The following is a 20487-nucleotide window of genomic DNA, read 5'->3' as shown; positions in this document are numbered from 1 at the left end:
CTACTCGACGGCTACGGGTCTGAGCGCACGATAAATTTTGAATAGCCACTTAGGAGACCACGTCAACTGAATACCGGTATCCAAGAGCCCGTGATCACCAAATAGATACTCGTTGAATAACGGACGCTCAATAAAATTCCAGGCATGAGGATGACGGCTGTTGATATAACCAATGTCTGACAAGAACTTACCACCTTTGAGGCCCAGACCATGCGGCAACGCACGTGTTGCCAGGAAAATTTCCTCAAGACTGATGTCGTCTTCGGTCAGAGATATCACGGCCTGACCCTCAAGCATTGACGTTTGGCCCTGCAACATCAATTCAGAATGACCAAGGTTAAAACCTTCATCAAAACCATGATCATGGCCATGGTCGTCATGGTTATGGCCATGATCGTGAGCTCCGCCATGACCAAAACCCGCTGGCGTACTCTCTTCACCTGAGAAGCGATCGTGATAAATGCCCTCCACAGTCAACGCCGCAGAAAGCGCCAGCCCAGCAAAGGCAGAATCAGCATGACCGTGCTGATGACTATCATGATCGTGCTGATGACTATCGTGATCATGCTGATGAACGCCATGATCATGAGAGCTATGGTCGTGCTGGTGAGCATCGTGATCATGCCCGTGAGCTGTAGCGCTTAATAACACTGCACTAGCCAGTGGTGTAAGAAGGCGGAATTGACGGCGCGACATGCTATCTCCTGATCAAATTGAGAGGGGGGGCTTCAAGCGTGAAGAAAGATACGTTATAACATAACAGAAAAGCAACCCTCCACCCGACAGGCCACACCATGCAAGCACGCACATGTCACCAGGAAAACCCCGCCTACTTCAACGCCATTAGCTATGCCGAAGGTGAAGACATCAGCACTTTACCGCGCATTTTCGAAGAAAATATCAACTTATCGGTTATGCGACGCCAACTTAACGAAGACGTTCTAAGCGGCGTAAAAGCACAGCTACAAGCTGACAGGCCACTTTATTTCAACTGGTTTGGCCCTCCCGGAGACGAGCTACGAAGCAAGCTGACGCAACAGCTGCATGACGCCGAGGCTTGTAGTGCTCTCATTGAGGATGTTGTGACACTCGCCGATGCCATGGCCTTTCTCTTCGAGACCGATACCATCGGGCTTCGGCTGCGCTGTCTAGAAAGCGCCATGTGCCCACGTTTTCACTGTGACAATATTCCAGTTCGGCTAGTGGCGACTTACCATGGCCCAGGAAGCGAGTGGTTGCCGGAGTGGGCGGTCAACCGCCAAGGCCTTGGGGCACCACATCCCGAAAAACCAGAAATCGTCATCGATTCAGATGCCGTGCAACAACTCCAAGTCGGTGATCTAGCACTGCTCAAAGGCAGCGGCTGGATTGGTAACGAAGCGCATGGGTTAGTGCACCGCAGCCCAAACCTACCGGCAGGCAGTCGGCGGCTACTACTGACGATAGACCCTGCTTAGCAAAACCAGAGGGCCAGCTTTTTACAACGCTGCCCCTCACCCTCTAGCAAGCCATAAACCATATGGCAGATCGTCCCGCAATAAACGTAGGCGCTAACTAACGTAGACACTCACTAAGTGTTCATGACTTCTTGCCGAGATAACCTGCGCATTGCCCAGAGTCCAAAAATTGGCCCAGGAAGTAACCACCACACAACCCATATCCCCTGCCATTGCCACAGCGCTGTCGTTAATGCGATTGACGGTATCGTCAACGAAAAACCCACCGCATTGAGTAACGCCAAGGTTGAGCCGACTCGTTCTCGCGGAGCTGTTTCGGCGGCCAGCGTCGAGAGTTGTGGAGAATCCGCGATGACCGTCATTCCCCAAAAAACAAGTAAAATGAGCATCACTTCAGGCGGCAGCCAACCAACCAGCGGATAAACCATACAAATCAACCCAGAGGAAGCCAACGCCAAACGTGCCACTGACAAACTGCCTATACGCCGACTAAGCACCCCGCCACCCACACACCCCATCAGACCCAATGCAATGATGGCGAACGATAGCAATGGAATCCAAGCGTCTTGAGCCTCAAGACGCAGCATTTCCCGAGTCACCATAAACGGAACAAGCGTCCACAGCGCATAAAGCTCCCAGCTATGCCCAAAATAGCCGATAGCCACTGCACGGAAACGCCGCTCACGCAAAGCGGCAAGCCCATCGCGTAACCGGACTTTGCCGCTTGAAGGAGGCAAATGCGAGCCATCACCCAGCATAAAGATCGCCAGACCACCCAACAAAGCGAACCCAGAAGCCCCCAGCAGTGTCCACTCCCAAGGAAAGCCGAGTGTCACACCACGCAATAAATGAGGCAGAGCCGTGCCCAGCGTCAGCATACCGACCAACCAAGACAGAGCCGCCCCCACATACTTTGGCGTCCAACCAATCACTAACTTCATACCCAACGGGTAGATACCGGCCAAACACAGACCGGTAATAAACCGTAATAGCAGATCGAATGGCGGATAGGCAGCCACCAAGACAAAGCCCGCATTTGCCAGAGCGCCAGCTAAACAGGACATCGCGAAAATGCGGCTGGCACGCAGCCGATCCGCTAAACCTGTCATGGCGATACATAGCGTGCCAGTAATGAAACCCGCCTGAACCGTGAGTGTTAGCCACCCAAGATCGGGCTCATTTAGCCCAACGTCCTGAATAAGAGACAGGCCCACCCCATTGACAGAGAACCAAAGTGACGTGCCACACAGCTGGGCAAACACAACAACAAATAACGGATGGCGCTGCATTATATTTATCATTTTATCCCATTTTATTTAAAGCAGCGAAATGCCCTCTAACCAAAAAACACCCTATAATAAAACAGTCGTTAGAGGGCCATATTATTACATTGGGCAACACCCACTGTTCACCAATGTCTCACAAGAAGAGCCCCGATGTTCAACAGCCGATTCTTTTTTCTCCGGATTAACCAGATCAGCCACTATCGATTTCACTTGTTTATACCCGGTTCTGAGTAGAAATGTCGGCGCACGACCGTAGCTTTTAATTCCAACGATATAAAGGCCGGATTCAGGATGCGACAGCTCTGCCGAACCATGCTCAGGAACCGAACCACAACTGTGAAGATTCGGGTCAATAAGCGGACCGAGGCGAACGGGGCTTTCCGTCGCGGGATCAAGTGACGTACGCAGCTCAGACAGTAACTGAAGGTCGGGGCGAAACCCTGTTGCAGCAATAATCTGATCCACCGGTGGCAATTGTTGTGCGCGGCTTTCTACAACGAGCCTGCTATCTTCTAGGCTGATTTTGTCTATTGCGATATTGGTAAAAACTTCGATTCGTCCCGTATTCAGCAGCTCTTGAATATACACCTCAAGCCGCCGACGCTCTTGCAACTCATCCGCTTCTGGTGAGCGCACAATGTTATCCACCGAGGCGCCCCGGATTCCCCAAAAAATGCGCATGCCATCAAACTGATCAGCAAGCGCCACCAAGTCCTGCAAGGCGTTAAATGCCGAGTGACCACCCCCGACAACAAGCACCGACTTACCCGCATACCGCTGACGGGCAGAGCCCAAAATATTAGGCACACCATAGGAAATTGACTGCGACGCAGCCACCTCACCAATCGCAGGAATACCGTGAGCACCAAGCCAATTAGGCGTTTGGTAGGTGCCAGACGCATCAACGACGGCCTGAACCACCATGTCGCGCTCACCTTCAGGACGAGACACACGCACAACGAAAGGCGCACTGTCCCGCCCTTCGCTGCGTAGAACATCGTGATGCTGGCGGCTAACGCTATTAACACGAGTGTTTAAACGCAGATGCGGCGCAACCCACTCATGAGACGCCAAAGGGAGCACATAACGCTCAAGCAACTCACTACCCGTCGGAAACTCGCTCAATACAGGCTCGACCCACTCCGTTTCCTTAAGCCAAGAAACGGCAATAGGGTCCATATTGTATGACCAAGGGGAAAACATACGCACATGCCCCCAATTCGCGATATTAGAACCCGCACGATCACCTGACTCTAAAATAATCGGAGTGAGCCCTGCATCAAGCAAGTTCACCGCGACACTCAAACCAATAGGACCCGCACCAATCACAGCAACCGGCAAGTTTTCGATGTCGTGCGTCATAGTTACACCCTAAATTATGTTGTTAGTAACAACTAAATAGTGAAAAAAATAGATTACGCACCGAGTCGGGCCCGCGCGGCAACGGTGAGTTTTCCTAAGAGCACAAGAGCGGCATCTACCACGTCAGGAGAAACATCCTTGATCATCGACGCTTCTTCTTCGATCAGGCTTTGGCGTATGGTGGTATATAGCTCACGACCTTCATGAGTTAACGATAGCTGAACTGCTCGCTGATCAAGCGGGTCTAACGTTTTGAGCACATACCCCTTGCGCAGCAGCGCATCAACCACACGACTCGTCGTGCTTTTATCAAGACACATTTCATCAGCTAAGGCTTTAAGCCTCAAAGGGCCAAGTTTTACGAGCGTTTCAAGCGCGTAGCACTGAGCAACCGACACGTTGTGGCAGCATATGCTTTCGCGATCACGAAACTGATGCACTCGAATCAGCTGGTTAACCGCTTCATAAAGCGCTTCTGCACGCTCAAACTCTGTGTCCATGTGAAAACTTCTGGCTTATGTTGTTAGTAGCAACAATATCCCAAGCGAGGCTTTTCTGCAAATGATGCCTCAGACGCTTCTTCCGCGACTGAATACCACCTCCCATAGGCAGCAATTTTACTACCTCGGCTACCCGGCTCTGCTGCTGCCATCGCATCGACTAGCAAGTCATACTTGACGCACCCATAACCACATCGCTTAACCAAGCACCCAAAAGCGCTCGTAACCGTCTACTAGATGCTGCTGCAACGCTATTCTACAACGATGACATAACTACAACATGTATCGACATCATCATAAAATGGGCGGGAATAGCTCACTCAGTAAGAAGCCCGACTAGGGAAGCACTACATCAATCGACACGCCAGTATTGAATATTTGCGATCGTTGACGATGGTGAAGTAATCCATCAGGCCTGCACCACAGGCAAGCGGCAAGCGGAAAGCCGTAATTCAATCATACCCCTGTGCTAGGCAATCTTGTGGTGGCGCAGGGGTATGAAGACTATCCGCCTTCTAACCAGCTTATGAGCTATCAGGCTTCTACATAAGCATTGCATCCTCAGTTTGACTAATACCTACTTTCGATACCTCGACGGCATAGTCACCGGTGTCAGAGTAGCTCGATGCCTGCAGATAGTAAGTATCATCAGCCTCAGCAATATAGGAAAACGCGGGGCCGTCGCCAAGATATCCGGATTCCAGATGGTCAAGGTAGCCGCCGTCTTTGCGATAGAGAGTTAAATTTCCGTCTACCAGCCCTTTAGACGCCATATCAAACAGATAGCGCTGGCCTGCTTCGAGGTCAATCTGGAAGAAATCTCTGTCGTCGATCACCTCGATGCTGCCTGCCATGAAGTCTGCACGCAAGCAGCGATCTATGCTAGCTAGGTGCAGGGTTCCGGATGATCAAATCGCCTATAGAAGTCATCCTCTGATAGCCGCTAGGGAGCTTCCTCAGCAATTCATCCGGGAGCAGACTCATGGTCATCAAACTGCATAAACAAGCGACGATGACACCAAAGACCCGAGCCGAGGTCAAGGCAGCGTCCTCCAGCACCACGTCTCTACCGCGACTATCCAACGCTGGCGATGACAAGAAACCGCGGCACAAGCCTCTCAAGGATTACGCGCTAGGCTATATGCACATCGATATCAAGCATCTTACCCAGATGCCCGACGAGGAGCAGAAACGCTACCTGCACGTGGCCATCATCACCGATTGCAGTAATGAAGGAGTGGCAAGCTAAACGACCTGATTTATTTACCAAACGGGTGGTTAATCACACGGGACCCGACAACAACAAAAACCCAGGTGATCAGTTCAGCCATAGAGGCCCAAGGTTGCTCTTTACGAGTTGCACTGGCCAACCCGTGTTAGTATACTAATTGTTAGCATACTAACACGGGTTGCGATATTATTTTATGCCTTTCAAGAAAACGTACAACTTTCATTTGCATCTCCACTTCGCACATCTTCTCGAAGAGCACTTGCGTAACCGGTTGGCGCCGCTCGGGGTTCATCCTCGACAAGCCCGTATTCTCGGTATTCTCGGAATGATGGGGCAGGCATCCCAAGCGCAATTGGCTCGCGAAGCGGGATTGACTGCCGCCAGCATGAGCACCATGACATCCCGCTTGCTGGCAGCAGGTCTGATCGAGAGGCATGTCGACGCACAGGAACATCGCCGTAATGTGCTCACACTCACTCAACGCGGTACCAACCTGCTGAAGCAAATCCACCAGGAGTGGCAAACAATCGACCGTGAGACCATCGAAGTAATCGGTGAAGAGAACACTGCCATCTATGCCGCTTTGTCCTTACGGCTACGGAACGCACTCGGTGGTTCAACACCGTGCGAGGAGTATCTGGATAAAGACACTGTAGCGTCACCCAGTCCCGGGGAGAAAATGTGAATAGAAAAACCATGTTTAAACATGAATCTTCACCCAAGCACACAGAGGGAGAACCCATGCGAAAGACTACCGGAACCTTCCATGCGTGCCCACGCTCAGGCCGGGCATTACTTATCAGGATCATGCTTGCAGCGCTGGTATTGACGCTTGCTGCCTGCACTCAGGAGTCACCAACGGCACCTGAGGAAGCACCACCCGTGGAGGTCGTGGCCTACACCATCAAGAGCAGTCAAGTGCCTGTTTCATCGGAGCTGACCGGACGCGTGGTAGCCGCAGTCACTGCTGAAATACGGCCTCAGGCGGGAGGCATTGTTCGTAAGCGCCTATTTACAGAGGGTAGTGAAGTTGAAGCAGGGCAAGCACTGTATGAGATCGATCCGACGTCTTCACAGACTTCCGTCAAAGATGCCGAAGCAACGCTTTCCAGCGCGAAGGTAGCCCTTGCCACTGCCAGAGCGAAGGCAGTGCGTTATCGCGAGCTAGTTGCTATTGAGGCGGTAAGTCAGGAGAGTGCTGAAGAAGCCGAATCTGCCTACAAACAGGCAGTCTCGGCAGTTGACTCTGCCGAGGCCAATCTGGAGGATGCCCGACTCTCCCTTTCTTACGCCAATGTCACCTCACCCATTAATGGCCGCATTGGACGCTCCAGTGTGAGCGAGGGTGCACTGGTCACCGCCAATCAGACTACTGCACTAACCACTGTGCAACAGCTGGATCCTGTTTATCTGGATGCAACGCAATCGGCCACTGAATTCCTGCGCATTCGCCAGCAATTTGAACAGGGTAAGATCAATCTAGAGAACGGCCGTCCCGTCGTGCGACTCATCAAGGATGACGGGAGTCTCTATGACCAGATTGGAAAGCTGGAACTGAATGATGCCATTGTGAATGAGACAACCGGTACGGTGACCGTACGCTCGCAATTCCCTAACCCGAATAGCGAATTGATCCCGGGAATGTACGGACGGATAAGACTCGAAGGTGCGGTCATGCAAAATGCACTGGTGGTGCCGCAGGTGGCCATCAGCCGCGACGTGAAAGGGAATGCTCTGGCCTATGTGATCAATGACAACAACACCATAGAGGAACGAACATTAACCACAGGTCAGACACTGGGTGATCAGTGGATCGTGGAAAGTGGGTTGAAGGCAGGCGAGCGTGTGGTCGTGGAAGGTTTGCAAAAGATTCGAGTTGGCTCGGTGGTGAGCGTCGCTAAAGAGACGGAGGAGATACCTGCCTCCCCCCCCACCCCACCGTCGACTTCAGAGTGATCAAACATCATGTCTCAATTTTTCATTAATCGACCTATTTTCGCCTGGGTGCTGGCCATCGGTACGATGCTCGCTGGGGTGTTGGCTATCAGCTCGCTGGCCGTATCACGCTACCCGGCCATCTCGCCTCCCACCGTTTCTATCAGTGCTACCTATACCGGTGCATCCGCCGCCGCGGTGGAGGAATCCGTTACGCAAGTCATCGAGGAAAACCTCACTGGCCTGGATGGACTGCGCTACATATCATCCTCATCCAACTCGTCCGGTTCATCCAGCGTGCAACTGACATTCGAGATCGGCACCGATCCAGACACCGCGCAAGTGCAAGTCCAGAACAAGGTGCAGCAAATCACTTCGACCTTGCCGGCATCGGTGCAGACGCAAGGCGTGACTGTCACCAAATCGGGTGACGAGATGTTGATGGTGCTGGGCCTTGTGTCCAGCGATGACAGCGTAACTTCGTCAGACCTGGGAGACTATATCGCCTCCAACCTGAAAACTCCGCTCAGTCGCGTTGCGGGCGTTGGCAGCGTCGGGGTACTGGGTTCACAGTACGCCATGCGCATCTGGCTCGATCCCATAAAGTTGAGAGAATACAATCTCACGCCCGCTGATATCAGCAACGCAATTGCGGCACAGAACACCCAGGTTTCGGCAGGCCAGCTCGGCTCCTTGCCGGCTGTCGACGGACAACAGCTCAACGCCACAATCACCGCGCAAAGTCGACTGAATACTGCGGAACAGTTTCGCAATATCATTCTCGTGACCAGTACGAGTTCGGCCACTGTACGCATATCCGATGTGGCCGATGTCGAAATGGGCAGTGCTAGTTACGATGTTAAAAGCACCTACAATGGTCAGCCAGCCGCGGGAATCAGAATCATGCTGGCAACGGGTGCAAATGCGACTGATACAGCGGCGGCAGTCCGCGCCGAAGTAGCAAAATTGTCGGAGTCTCTACCAACCGGCATGAAGGTGGTCACCACCTACGACACCACCCCGTTTATCGAGGCCTCCATTGAAAGCGTGCTTCACACCATGATCGAAGCCGTCGCACTGGTGTTTCTAGTCATGTTCCTGTTCTTGCAGAATTGGCGCGCAACACTAATTCCCACGCTTGCCGTACCCGTGGTTCTGCTGGGCACTTTCGCTGTGCTCTCGGCTTTTGGTTACAGCATCAACACACTGACCATGTTCGCTATGGTGCTGGCCATCGGCCTGCTGGTGGATGACGCCATCGTGGTGGTGGAAAACGTCGAACGTGTGATGGCCGAAGAAGGCCTCTCACCGCTTGAGGCAACACGTAAATCTATGCGCCAGATTTCTGGGGCACTGGTTGGCGTTGGCCTGGTGCTGTCGGCCGTTTTCCTGCCCATGGCGTTCTTTAGTGGGATGACAGGAGTCATCTACCGTCAGTTTTCCATCACAATTGTGTCCGCCATGACGCTCTCGGTACTGGTGGCATTAATCTTCACACCAGCGCTTTGCGCCACCTTGCTCAAGCCAACGCCGGCAGAGGGACATTTATCGAACAAGGTGTTTGGTGGTTTCAACCGTTTGGTGAAACGTACGACGCAAGGCTACGAAACAGGCGTGGCTCATGTGCTCAAGCGCGGCGGCCGCTTCGTGCTGCTATACGCCCTATTGGCTCTCGCGTTGGTCGTATTATTCATGCGCCTGCCTACCTCTTTTGTGCCTGATGAAGATCAGAGCGTATTATTCGTGAGCTTGGAGTTGCCTGCCGGTGCCACGCAACAGCGTACCAACGAGGTCATTAAGCAAGTAGAGCAATATTTCCTCGAAAGCGAGAAAGACACGGTGGAATCTACCTTTCTGGTGGCAGGGTTTGGACTCAGTGGCAGCGGCCAGAATGTAGGCACAGGATTCATTCGACTGAAAGACTGGTCTGAACGCACAGAAGATTCGCAAAGTGTCACAGCTATTCAGGGGCGCGCCATGGCTGCACTTGGACAGATCAAAGATGCGAAAATCTTTGCTCTGGCACCTCCGTCCATTCCCGGTCTGGGGTCCACCGGCGGTTTTACAATGCAATTGCTGGATCCACAGGCGCAGGGCACCGAGAAGCTGACCGCTGCTGCCAATGCACTGGTGAATGCCGCCAACAGCGATCCGCGCTTGCAGGGCGTCCGTATCAGCATACCCGCTAATACCGCGCAATTTGTGTTAGATATCGACAATGCCAAAGCCGGTGCACTGGGCGTTTCGGTGAGCGATCTCAACAGTGTGCTGTCTACTGCTTGGGGTGGTAGTTACGTCAACGACTTCATTGACCGGGGTAAAGTCAAAAAGGTGTATGTGCAGGCCCGCGCCGATGCACGCATGCTGCCCGAGGATCTGAACAAATGGAGCGTGCGCAACAACAATGGCGACATGGTGCCGTTCTCGGCCTTCACCACTGGCCGATGGACAACGGGTTCGCCCACGCTGTCACGTTTTGATGGCGACTCCTCCATTCAAATTCAGGGCGATGCCGGCGAAGGCGTAAGCTCGGGTTCCGCCATCGCCGCGATGGAACAACTGGCGCAGGAAGCTGCTGAGGGCTTCACTGTGGCCTGGAGCGGCTTGTCGTACGAAGAGCAGCAGGCAGGTTCCAATGCCACGGCCCTGTATCTGTTCTCCTTGTTGGTGGTGTTCCTGTGTCTGGCTGCACTGTACGAAAGTTGGTCGGTACCGCTGTCGGTATTGCTGATATTGCCCGTCGGTGTGCTTGGTACCGTGCTGGCCACTCAGCTACGTGGACTGGAGAACGATGTGTACTTTCAGGTCGGCCTATTGACAATCCTCGGACTGACTGCAAAGAATGCTATTCTCATCGTTGAATTTGCCAAGTCCGCTGTGGACGAGGGGCAGGAAGTGATTGCCGCCACACTGCATGCCTGTCGCCAGCGATTACGCCCCATTGTTATGACATCGATGGCCTTTGGCTTAGGTGTTTTACCGCTGGCAATCAGCTCCGGCGCAGGCTCAGGCAGTCAGCACGCGGTAGGCACCGGCATTATCGGCGGGGTACTCACCGCCACCCTGCTGGGCGTATTCTTGGTCCCGCTGCTCTATATCCTGATACATAAACTGTTCACTCGGAGCAGGAGCAACATACCCACAAGCAATCCTGCACCCAGTACTACACGCCGGGAGGCACCATGAACTATTTTCGCCTCTCACTGCTAAGTGCCACCCTTAGTGTCACCCTGGCGGGCTGCACCAGTCTCGCACCTGAGTATATCCGACCTATAGCACCCATTGCTGACACATGGCCAGCGACGCAAATTGGCGATTCAGAAGCGATATCGGTGGACGGACTCGGATGGAAAGAGTTCTACGCTGACAAACGCCTGCGTCAGCTCATCGAGCTGGCGCTGAACAACAACCGTAGCCTGCGACAGAATGCTCTTGCTGTGGAGTCGGCCCGTGCTCAGTTTCGAATCGCCCGTGCTGACACGCTGCCGGCAGTCGATGCCGTCGGTAGTGGTACCGCGCTGCACTCTGGTGGCGAGACTACTCATGCCTATAGCGCTGCTCTGGGTATCAGTGCGTTCGAACTGGACTTCTTTGGACGTCTCAACAACCTGCGCGACCAGGCCCTGGAGACCTATCTCTCCTACGAAGAATCACTACGCTCCATGCGCATAACGCTGGTCGCAGAAGTTGCCACAGCCTACTTTACACTGGCAGCAGATCAGCAAAGACTGCGCTTGGCGGAAAGCACGCTCGCAAGCCAGCAGAAATCGCTGGACCTGACGCTGAAAACCTTCAGCATCGGCACCACATCTGGCCTGGATGTTGCCACCGCTCAAACCAGCGTAGATACAGCCCGCGCTGACATTGCGACTTACCGAACGCAAGTGGCACAGGATCTCAACGCACTAACGCTGCTTGTCGGCCAAGCAATTGAACCGGCTCTGGTGGCAGATTCTGGCGATACCATCGCCGACCCGCTGGCACCGCTGATAACCACAATCGCGCCGGTGGCGAATGCGCCATCCGAACTGCTGCAGCGCCGCCCCGACGTGCTGGCAGCTGAACGTACACTGCGCGCGGCAAACGCCGATATCGGTGCTGCTCGCGCAGCGCGCTTCCCAAGTATCACACTGACCACGAGCATCGGTACCTCCAGTAGCCAGTTGGCTGACCTGTTTGCCAGCGGCACCGGCCTGTGGAATTTCATCCCGTCACTTTCGGTGCCCATTTTTGATGCCGGCTCGGGAAAAGCGGCGGTGCGCGTTGCCGAAGTCGCGCGAGATACAGCACTGGCGGAGTATGAGCACACCATTCAAATCGCTTTCCAGGAAGTCTCAGACGCCCTGAACGAGCAGAGCAATATGCAAGAACTATTGGCCTCACGCCAATCACTGCTGGAGGCTAATGAGAAAATCTACCGCCTGACCGAAGCAAGCTACCGCGAGGGTCTTGAGAGCTCATTGTCGGTCCTGACAGCACAACGCTCCTATTACGCCGCACAGCAAAACATGATTTCAACGCGCTTGGCCGAGGCCAGCAATTGGGTCTCCCTCTACCGCGTCTTAGGCGGGGGATGGCAGTCTTGATCGCTGATGCATATTTCGGCAGAACCTCACCACGATAACATCGTGGTGAGGTTCTCGTGGCCTACTATCCGCAATGGCTGGCTCCTACCGCCCGGTATGGGGTCACGCGCCTGAAGGCTGCGACGTTCCCGCTGAAGTTCGCGGCGGCAAATGATTGCCCTCACACCCTTTTGCTCATGTGCCAGGAATTTCTCTATCCAGTCAGTGTTGTAACCGGCTTCATGGAGTAAGGTACTGGCCGTGCGCCTCAGATCGTGGGGTCCAAACTTGGCAAGAGACTGCCCCTCTTTCTGAGCCAGCTTGTAAGTCATCGTCATGACTCGATTGAGCGTGGCACTGCTCATGGGCACGTCAGAATCGTAACGCGACGGCAGAACATACTCCGACCCACCAGAAAACGTCTTCAAAGCGATGAAGATGTCCATGGCCTGCCTAGATAGAAACACCATGTGTGGGTTTCGCCGTTTCATCCGTTCCTTGGGGATCGTCCAGAGCGCTTCACGGAAGTTGATCTCACTCCAGGTGGTATTTGTCAGCTCGCTTTTTCGCACCATCGTCAGTAGCAGCAGTTTAACTGCTGCGCGGATCCATGTTGATGTGCCAATACGCCCCATGTACTGGTACATGATCCTAATTTCTTCTGGCGTCAGGGTACGATCTCGTGGCTAAAACCTGGCAATGCTTGCTGGCCTAACCAGGTCTGCTGGGTTCTCAACCTTCTGACCTCGCTCAGTGGCCCAGCGGTATACCTGGAGTACAATCTCACGCGCATGAACCGCCGTAGCAGACGCTCCACGCTCTACGATGGCGTCAGTCAGTGCTCGCAATTCCTCGTGAGTGATTTCGGTCAGCTTTTGATTGCCGAACTTTGTTTCCAGCTCTCTCATATAAACCGAGCGGCGCATATCACGGGTAGAGTCGGCCATCTGGTAGCCACGTAGCCACTTTTCCGCCCAAGCATCAAAGGTTTCAGCCCCTTTAACACGCGCCTTGTCTCTGGGCTTGAGGTTTCGCAGCTTGGTATCGGTCAGCAAGAGCCTTATCCTTCTTCGATTCCGATACCATGCTGAAAGATCACCCCAAAACAGGCTTTAATCTCAATAAAAACAGCAGCTTAAGTATTTTCAATACCATAAACACACAGGATCAAGCAGCATGGGATCGGCTATCACTCATGTCATCATCTCTCAATAATACCACCTTGGATACCACGCTCAAGCGGTGCTTCCCGCTGCCATCAGTTGCCAAATACTGCCAGACATAAAAACAAAAAAGCCCATGCAAACATGGGCTTAAGTGTCACTTGATGCCGGTTGGTGCCAGCTATTACCTAACGAGTGATTACTCCCACTCAATGGTCGCGGGTGGCTTACTGCTCACGTCGTAAGCGACTCGTGAAACACCGGGCAGTTCATTGATGATGCGATTAGAGACTTTTTCCAGCAACTCATAGGGCAGATGCGCCCAGCGGGCGGTCATGAAGTCGATAGTCTCTACGGCACGCAGAGCAATGACCCACTCGTAGCGGCGTCCATCGCCAACCACACCCACAGATTTTACCGGCAGGAATACAGCAAACGCTTGACTGGTTTTGTCGTACCAGCCCGAAGCACGCAGTTCTTCAATAAAGATAGCGTCGGCGTCACGCAGAATCTCGGCGTATTCTTTCTTCACTTCACCAAGAATCCGCACACCTAAGCCCGGCCCCGGGAATGGGTGGCGATACACCATGTCGTAGGGCAAGCCGAGTTCAAGACCGAGCTTACGCACTTCGTCTTTGAACAACTCGCGCAGCGGCTCAACTAGCTTGAGCTTCATGGTCTCAGGCAGGCCGCCGACGTTGTGGTGCGACTTAATCACGTGAGCCTTACCGGTTTTGGCAGCGGCTGACTCGATCACGTCAGGATAGATGGTGCCCTGGGCAAGAAACTCAACGCCGTCGATTTTAGCGGCTTCGGCGTCAAACACATCGATAAAGGTGTTACCGATAATCTTACGCTTAGCCTCAGGCTCCGCTTCACCGGCTAGGCGCGAAAGGAACTGCTCTTCCGCATCCACGCGAATAACGCATACGCCCATGTGGTTGGCGAAGGTTTCCATCACTTGGTCGCCTTCGTTCTTGCGCAGCAAGCCGTTATCAACAAACACACAGGTCAGTTGATCGCCGATGGCCTTGTGCAGCAATGCCGCAACCACAGAGGAGTCTACCCCGCCAGACAGCCCCAGCAGCACGTGCCGATCACCGACTTGTTCGCGTACTCGCTCGATCTGATCTTCAATGATCCGAGCTGGTGTCCAGTTGCGCTGGCTAGCACAAATCTCAAGCACAAAGTGCTCTAGAATGCGCTGCCCTTGCAAGGTGTGCGTCACTTCAGGATGGAACTGCACGCCATAAAAGCGCTTTTCTTCCCAGCTCATGGCGGCAATTGGGCAGCTTGGCGTTGATGCAGTCACGCGGAAACCGTCAGGAATCTGCGCAACTTTGTCGCCATGGCTCATCCACACGTCAAGCAAGCGCTTGCCGCTGTCCGGCTCGATGTGGTCAGAGATGTCTTTAAACAACGCGGTGTCGGCATCCAGCTGAACCTTGGCGTAGCCAAACTCACGCTGGCTGGAACCCTCTACCGCCCCGCCCAGCTGCTCTGCCATGGCTTGCATGCCGTAGCAGATGCCCAGTACAGGCAAGTTCAGCTCGAATACGCAGGCCGGTACGCGGGGCGAACCCAGCTCGGTGACCGACTCCGGCCCACCGGCAAGGATGATGCCACTAGGGTTGTACTCGCGAATCTCGTCTTCAGTAATATCGAAAGCACGGATCTCAGAGAACACCCCGATCTCGCGTACGCGGCGCGCAATCAGCTGGGTGTACTGAGAGCCAAAATCGAGGATTAGTATCTTGTGGGCGTGAATATCGGTCATGTCTGGTCCTTAACTCGCCCGGTAGTTCGGCGCTTCTTTGGTGATCTGCACATCATGCACATGGGACTCGTTGAAGCCGGCGCCGGTAATCTGCACGAACTGCGGCTTACTGCGCATTTCTTCCATATCGGTGCTGCCGGTATATCCCATGGCAGCGCGCAGCCCCCCCATCAACTGATGGACGATGGCATTCATCATGCCCTTATAAGGTACGCGACCCTCGATGCCTTCCGGCACCAGCTTCTCGATGCCAGCGTTCTGATCCTGAAAGTAGCGGTCGCTGGAGCCCTGGCTCTGCGACATCGCCCCCATGGAGCCCATGCCACGATACGCTTTGTACGTACGGCCCTGATACAGCTCGACCTCACCTGGCGCCTCTTCGGTACCGGCCAGCAGGCCGCCGACCATGACACAACTGGCACCCGCCACCACGGCCTTGGCCAAGTCGCCGGAAAAGCGCACGCCGCCATCGGCAATCAGCGGAATATCGTAGGACTTGAGCGCTGCCGCCACGTTGGATACCGCAGTAATCTGCGGCACCCCGACACCGGCGATGATGCGCGTGGTGCAGATTGAACCGGGGCCGATACCCACCTTGACGGCGTCAGCGCCAGCCTCGGCCAGTGCCTTGGCGGCTTCAGCAGTAGCAATGTTTCCGCCGACCACCTGAAGGGACGGATAGTGCTCCTTCATCCAGCGCACCCGATCAATCACGCCTTTGGAGTGGCCATGTGCAGTATCGACAATGACCACATCGACACCGGCGTCAACCAGTGCCGCGACACGATCCGGCGTATCCGCGCCGGTGCCTACCGCAGCACCAACCAGCAGACGACCGTCATCATCCTTGGCGGCGTTGGGAAAGGTCCGCGCCTTCTCGATATCTTTGAAAGTCACCAGGCCACACAGCCGGAAATCGTCATCGACAATCAACATCTTCTCGACACGATGCTCCTGCATGCGAGCCTTGATGACCTCAAGCGCGGTCCCCATTGGCACGGTGACTAACTTATCGCGCGGCGTCATGATATCGGCCACGCTATCACCATGGTTGGGCTGAAAGCGCATGTCGCGTTCGGTCACAATACCCGTCAGCGTCTCGCCTTCCACGACCGGAAAACCGGAGAAGCCGTTCTCTTCGGCCATCGCAAGAAGCTCGGTCAGCTTGGCCTGCGGGCCGACAGTCACTGGATCTTTGACGATGACGCTCTCGTGCTTCTTGACCTTGCGCACTTCCGCTGCCTGCTGGGCAATGGTCATGTTCTTATGAATGATGCCGATACCGCCTTCCTGGGCCATGGCAATCGCCAGGCGCGCCTCAGTCACGGTATCCATGGCAGCTGATGCAAGGGGAATATTAAGGTAAAGATTGCGCGTCAGACGAGTCCGGAGGCTGACATCCTTAGGCAAAACCTCGGAGTAGCCGGGTACGAGCAGCACGTCATCAAACGTGAGCGCTTCTTGGGCCATACGTAGCATAGTCGGCAACACCCAGTGAGCTGGTGGAGGGAGAAAAATAATCGCCAAGTATAACGCCCAGCAGCCACCTTCGTCACTGTGTCTCCCGCGTTTTAGTGAATGGTCTCGCGGAATAGCGAGATCACCCAAACATCAAAAAAATACACAAAGGCTAAAAATGACGATTCGTGTGCTGGCTGAACCACACGCGGCTGATGCTGCAGCCCTGCTGGGACTGGGAATGCGCGATAATCCGACGCATTTGAGTGCGTTTGGCAACGACCCTGTGCGGCGCGAACGAACGCTGACCAAAATGTTTACGCCTTTTTTGCGCCAACAGATGCGCACCGGGTTGGTGTTGGGTGCTTTCAGCGCCTTACACACCGCTACCCCAGGCTCTGAAGCCGCTCAGCTGGTCGGCGTTGCCGGCCTGTCGGCGCCGGGGCACTGCCAGCCAGACCTCAAGAGCAAGCTGCAAGCGCTGCCAGCCTTTGTTCATTTCGGTGGCGTAAGCGCCTCTCGGCAGCTGCTCAGTTGGGTACGTGCCTGGTCGCGACGTGATGCTGCAGCCCCAGCGCACTGGCATTTAGGCCCGCTGGCGGTGGCCCCGCAGCACCAAGGCTGCGGTGTTGGCAGCGCCCTGTTACAACAGCTTTGTGACCACCTCGACCAGCAGCAGGCGTTGGGCTATCTAGAAACCGACAAGTCTGAAAACGTGACACTGTATCAGCGCTTTGGCTTCACCACCCTGGCGACTGAAACCGTCATCGGCACCACGCACTGGTTCATGAGCCGCGAACCTGGCTTAATCCCCCGGTAACGGCTCTTTCGTGGTACGTATTGACAGTTCAGTGATAGCCCAACCGCTCCGGCAGCCACAGGGCGATGGACGGAAACACCACCACCAGCGCCAACGCCGCAGCCATTGCCAAGACAAACACCAGCGCCCAGCCAACCGTCTGCTCCAGACGGACTTTGGCCACCTCTGTTGTCACCATGAGATTCACCGCTACCGGCGGCGTGAACTGGCCGATGGCGATGTTCATGGCCAGCAAAATCCCGAACCACACCGGATCCCAGCCAAAGTGCTGCATCACCGGAATCAGAATCGGCATCAAGATCAGATAGATCGAGATCGCGTCCAGCAACATGCCGGCAGCCAGCACGGCCAGCATGATAAACAACAGCAACAACAGACCGTTGTCGGTGAGCCCGATAACCCACTCACCCAGATGCCGGAAGGCACCCAACATGGTGCCGGACCAGGCGAAGATACCAGCCAGCGCAATGATCAGCATGACCACGCCACTGATGATAGCGGCCTCGCCCAGCAGCTCCCACAGATCGCGCCACTTGAGCTCGCGTGTCAGCCACAGGCCGATGACTACGCCATAGGTAACCGCAACAACTGCGGCCTCGGTGGGCGTAAATAGCCCGGTGCGTAGCCCGCCGAGAATCAGTACCGGTGCGAACAGCGCAGGAATCGCCTGGCGAAAGCTCTCGCCCAGCGGTGGCCGCGGTGTATCGCCAGGAGTTTCCCAGCCGTAGTGACGCGCCAGGAACCAGGCCGGCACCATCAACGCAACGCCGGCCAGAATGCCCGGAAACAATCCGGCGGCAAAGAGCGCACGCAGGTCAACACCAGGCACCACGATGGAATACAGGATCAGCGCCACCGACGGCGGAATCAATATCGCCGTGGAGGCTGACGCGGCAATTAGCGTCGCTGTAAAGGGCCTGGGATATCCGGCGCGGGTCATGCTCGGCAACATCACCATGGCGACCGCAGCGGCATCTGCTGGCCCTGAGCCACTCATTCCACCCATGATCATGCAAGCCAATACCGCAACAATAGCTAAGCCGCCATGACGAGGGCCGATCAGCGCTTGGGCAAAGCGCACCAGCCGCCCGGCCACACCTGCGCGCTCAAACACCAATCCAGTAAGAATAAATAGCGGTATGGCAATCAGCGGGTATTTCGCCACACTGTTGTACGTGTTGGTGCCTAGTGTGGCCAGCATGGCCGGCGACAAGCCAGTTACGATGCCTACTACTCCAGCCAGGCCGAGAGAAAAGGCCACCGGCACACCAATCACCAACAAAACGGCAAACGACAGCAGCATCCATAGATCAGGACTCATCGTCGTTTCCTCCGTTCAGCCGGTCGCGCATTATTTGGAATTGACGCAGCATCATCACAACACACAGCACAGGCAGCCAGATTAGATACACCCACTGAGGCAGTCCCAAGCCCGGTGATAGCGTTTCCCACTGATATTCTTGCCAAGTTAGCAGCCCGCCAAACCAGACAATAAGACCAAGCACGGCGAGACCACACAACGACTGCACCACAATCAGCACACGGCGCGGCCCACGCGGCAGTCTGTGTTCAAGAAAACTAATGCGGATGTGACGATGACGACGCAGTGCCACCGAGGCACCAGCAAAGGTCAGCAGCACCAGCAAAAATACTGAAAACTCTTCAGTGAAGGCAAAGGAGGCATTCGTCAGATAGCGAACTATTACGTTCGCCAGGCTGATCAGGCCGACCAGCAGTAGCGCCAGCGAGGCCAGCACACGCTCAAATCTTGCGTCAGGGCGTTTCATGGAGGGGTATTCCATAGGTGTTCAGATACGGGCCTGATAACATCCAGACCCTGTACCCGGCGTTCCTGCAAAGCGCCGGGTACAGCATTCAGTCAAGGTAAGTTATTACTCGCCGATATCGCGACGCGCTGCCTCAACCACGGCTTCACCAATCTTCGGCACCCACTCTTCATGCACACTGAGCGTCGCTTCAACAAACGCTTGGTGTTGGTCCTCAGTCAGCTCGGTTACCGTCACGCCGCGCTCACGGATAACATCCAACCGAGCAGATTCCTCTTCACGAGTCTTGGCAATTTCCCAAGCGCCGGCTTCAATGGCCGTATCGCGCAGCATCTGCTGATCTTCTTCGGACAACGAACCCCAGACTTGAGGGTTAGCAGCAAACACGAGCGGATCGTTCATGTAGTTCCACAGTGTCAGGTATTCTTGGCCCACTTGATCAATACGCGCCACATCAAATACTGACAATGGGTTCTCCTGACCATCCACCGCGCCAGTGGTCAATGCAGGCTTGGCATCGGCCCAGCTCATCTGAGTTGGGTTAGCGCCTAATGCAGTAAAAGTGTCTTGGAACAACGGCGAGCCCACTACACGAATTTTCAGCCCTTCTAGATCATCTGGGGCACTAATCGCAGCGCTAGAGTTGGACAGTTGGCGAAAGCCGTTTTCACCCCAAGCCAAGGGAATCACCCCTTTGCCTTCAATGGCTTCAAACAACAGTTCACCAGCTTCGCCTCCCGTCACGGCGTCAACTTGGGAAACGTCAGACAAGAAGAACGGCAGCGAAAACAGGTTAAGCTCTGGTACCTGAGGCGACCAGTTAATGGTAGAACCAACCGCCAGGTCGATGATGCCTGAACGCATGGCAGAGAACTCGCGGGTCTGGTCACCGCTGACCAGCTGGGCGTTAGGGTAGACGCGCAGCGTCAGTTCGCCATCGGTGCGCTCCTCAACCAACTCGGCCCACTTTTCAGCAGCCTGCCCCCAGGGAAAAGCGTCCGAGAGTACCGTTGAAACCGATAGCTCGCGGGCCTGGGCCGCTACGGCAGAGCTCAGTAAAACGGCGCCAGCCAGGCCGACGGCAATGTGGGTAAACTGCTTTTTCGATGTCATGGAATATCCTAGTCATGATGAGTGATCAGCTCT

At 54.8% G+C, this 20487-nt stretch carries 19 protein-coding genes; 7 read left to right on the top strand and 12 right to left on the bottom strand.

Annotated elements, in window-relative coordinates:
• Window positions 1-696 (bottom strand): hypothetical protein, encoded by a 696-nt coding sequence (locus tag ACTH3D_RS07435; protein WP_441666428.1) that lies wholly within the window; start codon window positions 694-696, stop codon window positions 1-3.
• Between the two features lie 98 nt (window positions 697-794).
• Between ACTH3D_RS07435 and ACTH3D_RS07430 the strand changes: the two genes are divergently transcribed.
• Window positions 795-1457, top strand: coding sequence for a DUF1826 domain-containing protein (locus ACTH3D_RS07430; RefSeq protein ID WP_441666427.1), 663 nt, complete (start codon window positions 795-797; stop codon window positions 1455-1457).
• 113 nt (window positions 1458-1570) lie between these two features.
• Here the strand turns inward: ACTH3D_RS07430 and ACTH3D_RS07425 are convergent, their stop codons facing one another.
• The 4 genes from ACTH3D_RS07425 to ACTH3D_RS07410 form a co-directional block, all read right to left on the bottom strand.
• Window positions 1571-2746, bottom strand: coding sequence for an MFS transporter (locus tag ACTH3D_RS07425; protein WP_441666426.1), 1176 nt, complete (start codon window positions 2744-2746; stop codon window positions 1571-1573).
• 96 nt (window positions 2747-2842) lie between these two features.
• Entirely contained in the window at window positions 2843-4105 is a 1263-nt protein-coding gene (locus ACTH3D_RS07420) for an NAD(P)-binding domain-containing protein (RefSeq protein ID WP_441666425.1), read from the bottom strand.
• A 53-nt stretch (window positions 4106-4158) separates the two neighbouring features.
• Complete coding sequence (locus ACTH3D_RS07415) at window positions 4159-4605, bottom strand: MarR family winged helix-turn-helix transcriptional regulator (RefSeq protein ID WP_441666424.1); 447 nt, start codon at window positions 4603-4605, stop codon at window positions 4159-4161.
• A gap of 542 nt (window positions 4606-5147) precedes the next feature.
• Window positions 5148-5459 (bottom strand): hypothetical protein, encoded by a 312-nt coding sequence (locus ACTH3D_RS07410; RefSeq protein ID WP_441666423.1) that lies wholly within the window; start codon window positions 5457-5459, stop codon window positions 5148-5150.
• A 128-nt stretch (window positions 5460-5587) separates the two neighbouring features.
• Between ACTH3D_RS07410 and ACTH3D_RS07405 the strand changes: the two genes are divergently transcribed.
• From ACTH3D_RS07405 to ACTH3D_RS07385, 5 genes are all read left to right on the top strand, one after another.
• A complete protein-coding gene (locus tag ACTH3D_RS07405) occupies window positions 5588-5854 on the top strand; it encodes a hypothetical protein (RefSeq protein WP_441666430.1) in 267 nt (88 codons plus the stop codon).
• Window positions 5855-6029: 175 nt separating this feature from the next.
• A complete protein-coding gene (locus ACTH3D_RS07400) occupies window positions 6030-6521 on the top strand; it encodes a MarR family winged helix-turn-helix transcriptional regulator (RefSeq protein ID WP_441666422.1) in 492 nt (163 codons plus the stop codon).
• Between the two features lie 56 nt (window positions 6522-6577).
• Window positions 6578-7792 carry an efflux RND transporter periplasmic adaptor subunit gene (locus ACTH3D_RS07395; protein WP_441666421.1) on the top strand — a complete coding sequence of 405 codons (1215 nt, stop codon included), beginning with the start codon at window positions 6578-6580 and terminating at the stop codon, window positions 7790-7792.
• A 9-nt stretch (window positions 7793-7801) separates the two neighbouring features.
• The gene (locus ACTH3D_RS07390; protein WP_441666420.1) at window positions 7802-10957 is read left to right on the top strand and encodes an efflux RND transporter permease subunit; all 3156 of its coding nucleotides are present in this window, start codon (window positions 7802-7804) and stop codon (window positions 10955-10957) included.
• Window positions 10954-12357 carry an efflux transporter outer membrane subunit gene (locus ACTH3D_RS07385; RefSeq protein WP_441666419.1) on the top strand — a complete coding sequence of 468 codons (1404 nt, stop codon included), beginning with the start codon at window positions 10954-10956 and terminating at the stop codon, window positions 12355-12357. Before ACTH3D_RS07390 ends, ACTH3D_RS07385 begins: the two co-directional genes overlap by 4 nt.
• 26 nt (window positions 12358-12383) lie before the next feature.
• On the opposite strand, the gene ACTH3D_RS07380 is transcribed toward ACTH3D_RS07385, so the two are convergent.
• From ACTH3D_RS07380 to guaB, 4 genes are all read right to left on the bottom strand, one after another.
• Entirely contained in the window at window positions 12384-13007 is a 624-nt protein-coding gene (locus ACTH3D_RS07380; RefSeq protein WP_441666429.1) for a tyrosine-type recombinase/integrase, read from the bottom strand.
• Window positions 13008-13022: 15 nt separating this feature from the next.
• Window positions 13023-13391 (bottom strand): phage integrase central domain-containing protein, encoded by a 369-nt coding sequence (locus tag ACTH3D_RS07375; RefSeq protein ID WP_441666418.1) that lies wholly within the window; start codon window positions 13389-13391, stop codon window positions 13023-13025.
• Between the two features lie 307 nt (window positions 13392-13698).
• Window positions 13699-15276: a glutamine-hydrolyzing GMP synthase gene (guaA, locus tag ACTH3D_RS07370; protein WP_441666417.1), complete on the bottom strand. Its 1578-nt coding sequence runs from the start codon at window positions 15274-15276 to the stop codon at window positions 13699-13701.
• A gap of 9 nt (window positions 15277-15285) precedes the next feature.
• The gene (guaB, locus tag ACTH3D_RS07365) at window positions 15286-16755 is read right to left on the bottom strand and encodes an IMP dehydrogenase (RefSeq protein WP_441666416.1); all 1470 of its coding nucleotides are present in this window, start codon (window positions 16753-16755) and stop codon (window positions 15286-15288) included.
• 157 nt (window positions 16756-16912) lie between these two features.
• Here guaB and ACTH3D_RS07360 point away from each other — a divergent pair, with 157 nt between their 5' ends.
• Entirely contained in the window at window positions 16913-17554 is a 642-nt protein-coding gene (locus tag ACTH3D_RS07360; protein WP_441666415.1) for a GNAT family N-acetyltransferase, read from the top strand.
• A gap of 28 nt (window positions 17555-17582) precedes the next feature.
• Here ACTH3D_RS07360 and ACTH3D_RS07355 read toward each other — a convergent pair whose 3' ends face one another.
• The 3 genes from ACTH3D_RS07355 to ACTH3D_RS07345 form a co-directional block, all read right to left on the bottom strand.
• A complete protein-coding gene (locus tag ACTH3D_RS07355) occupies window positions 17583-18875 on the bottom strand; it encodes a TRAP transporter large permease (protein ID WP_441666414.1) in 1293 nt (430 codons plus the stop codon).
• Window positions 18865-19341: a TRAP transporter small permease gene (locus ACTH3D_RS07350; protein WP_441666413.1), complete on the bottom strand. Its 477-nt coding sequence runs from the start codon at window positions 19339-19341 to the stop codon at window positions 18865-18867. Before ACTH3D_RS07350 ends, ACTH3D_RS07355 begins: the two co-directional genes overlap by 11 nt.
• Before the next feature lie 105 nt (window positions 19342-19446).
• Window positions 19447-20454: a DctP family TRAP transporter solute-binding subunit gene (locus ACTH3D_RS07345; RefSeq protein WP_441666412.1), complete on the bottom strand. Its 1008-nt coding sequence runs from the start codon at window positions 20452-20454 to the stop codon at window positions 19447-19449.
• Window positions 20455-20487 lie beyond the last annotated feature (33 nt).

The sequence above is a fragment of the Halomonas sp. genome, assembly GCF_052095765.1.
Classification (GTDB): Bacteria; Pseudomonadota; Gammaproteobacteria; order Pseudomonadales; family Halomonadaceae; genus Halomonas.
The sequence above is the reverse complement of the archived record's forward strand: the minus strand, read 5'-3'. Positions and strand labels throughout refer to the sequence as shown.

Coding starts and splice junctions, on each gene's coding strand:
- ACTH3D_RS07435 (WP_441666428.1), bottom strand. CDS start 696: ATGTCGCGCCGTCAATTCCGCCTTCTTACACCACTGGCTAGTGCAGTG.
- ACTH3D_RS07430 (WP_441666427.1), top strand. CDS start 795: ATGCAAGCACGCACATGTCACCAGGAAAACCCCGCCTACTTCAACGCC.
- ACTH3D_RS07425 (WP_441666426.1), bottom strand. CDS start 2,746: ATGCAGCGCCATCCGTTATTTGTTGTTGTGTTTGCCCAGCTGTGTGGC.
- ACTH3D_RS07420 (WP_441666425.1), bottom strand. CDS start 4,105: ATGACGCACGACATCGAAAACTTGCCGGTTGCTGTGATTGGTGCGGGT.
- ACTH3D_RS07415 (WP_441666424.1), bottom strand. CDS start 4,605: ATGGACACAGAGTTTGAGCGTGCAGAAGCGCTTTATGAAGCGGTTAAC.
- ACTH3D_RS07410 (WP_441666423.1), bottom strand. CDS start 5,459: ATGGCAGGCAGCATCGAGGTGATCGACGACAGAGATTTCTTCCAGATT.
- ACTH3D_RS07405 (WP_441666430.1), top strand. CDS start 5,588: ATGGTCATCAAACTGCATAAACAAGCGACGATGACACCAAAGACCCGA.
- ACTH3D_RS07400 (WP_441666422.1), top strand. CDS start 6,030: ATGCCTTTCAAGAAAACGTACAACTTTCATTTGCATCTCCACTTCGCA.
- ACTH3D_RS07395 (WP_441666421.1), top strand. CDS start 6,578: ATGCGAAAGACTACCGGAACCTTCCATGCGTGCCCACGCTCAGGCCGG.
- ACTH3D_RS07390 (WP_441666420.1), top strand. CDS start 7,802: ATGTCTCAATTTTTCATTAATCGACCTATTTTCGCCTGGGTGCTGGCC.
- ACTH3D_RS07385 (WP_441666419.1), top strand. CDS start 10,954: ATGAACTATTTTCGCCTCTCACTGCTAAGTGCCACCCTTAGTGTCACC.
- guaA (WP_441666417.1), bottom strand. CDS start 15,276: ATGACCGATATTCACGCCCACAAGATACTAATCCTCGATTTTGGCTCT.
- guaB (WP_441666416.1), bottom strand. CDS start 16,755: ATGCTACGTATGGCCCAAGAAGCGCTCACGTTTGATGACGTGCTGCTC.
- ACTH3D_RS07360 (WP_441666415.1), top strand. CDS start 16,913: ATGACGATTCGTGTGCTGGCTGAACCACACGCGGCTGATGCTGCAGCC.
- ACTH3D_RS07355 (WP_441666414.1), bottom strand. CDS start 18,875: ATGAGTCCTGATCTATGGATGCTGCTGTCGTTTGCCGTTTTGTTGGTG.
- ACTH3D_RS07350 (WP_441666413.1), bottom strand. CDS start 19,341: ATGAAACGCCCTGACGCAAGATTTGAGCGTGTGCTGGCCTCGCTGGCG.
- ACTH3D_RS07345 (WP_441666412.1), bottom strand. CDS start 20,454: ATGACATCGAAAAAGCAGTTTACCCACATTGCCGTCGGCCTGGCTGGC.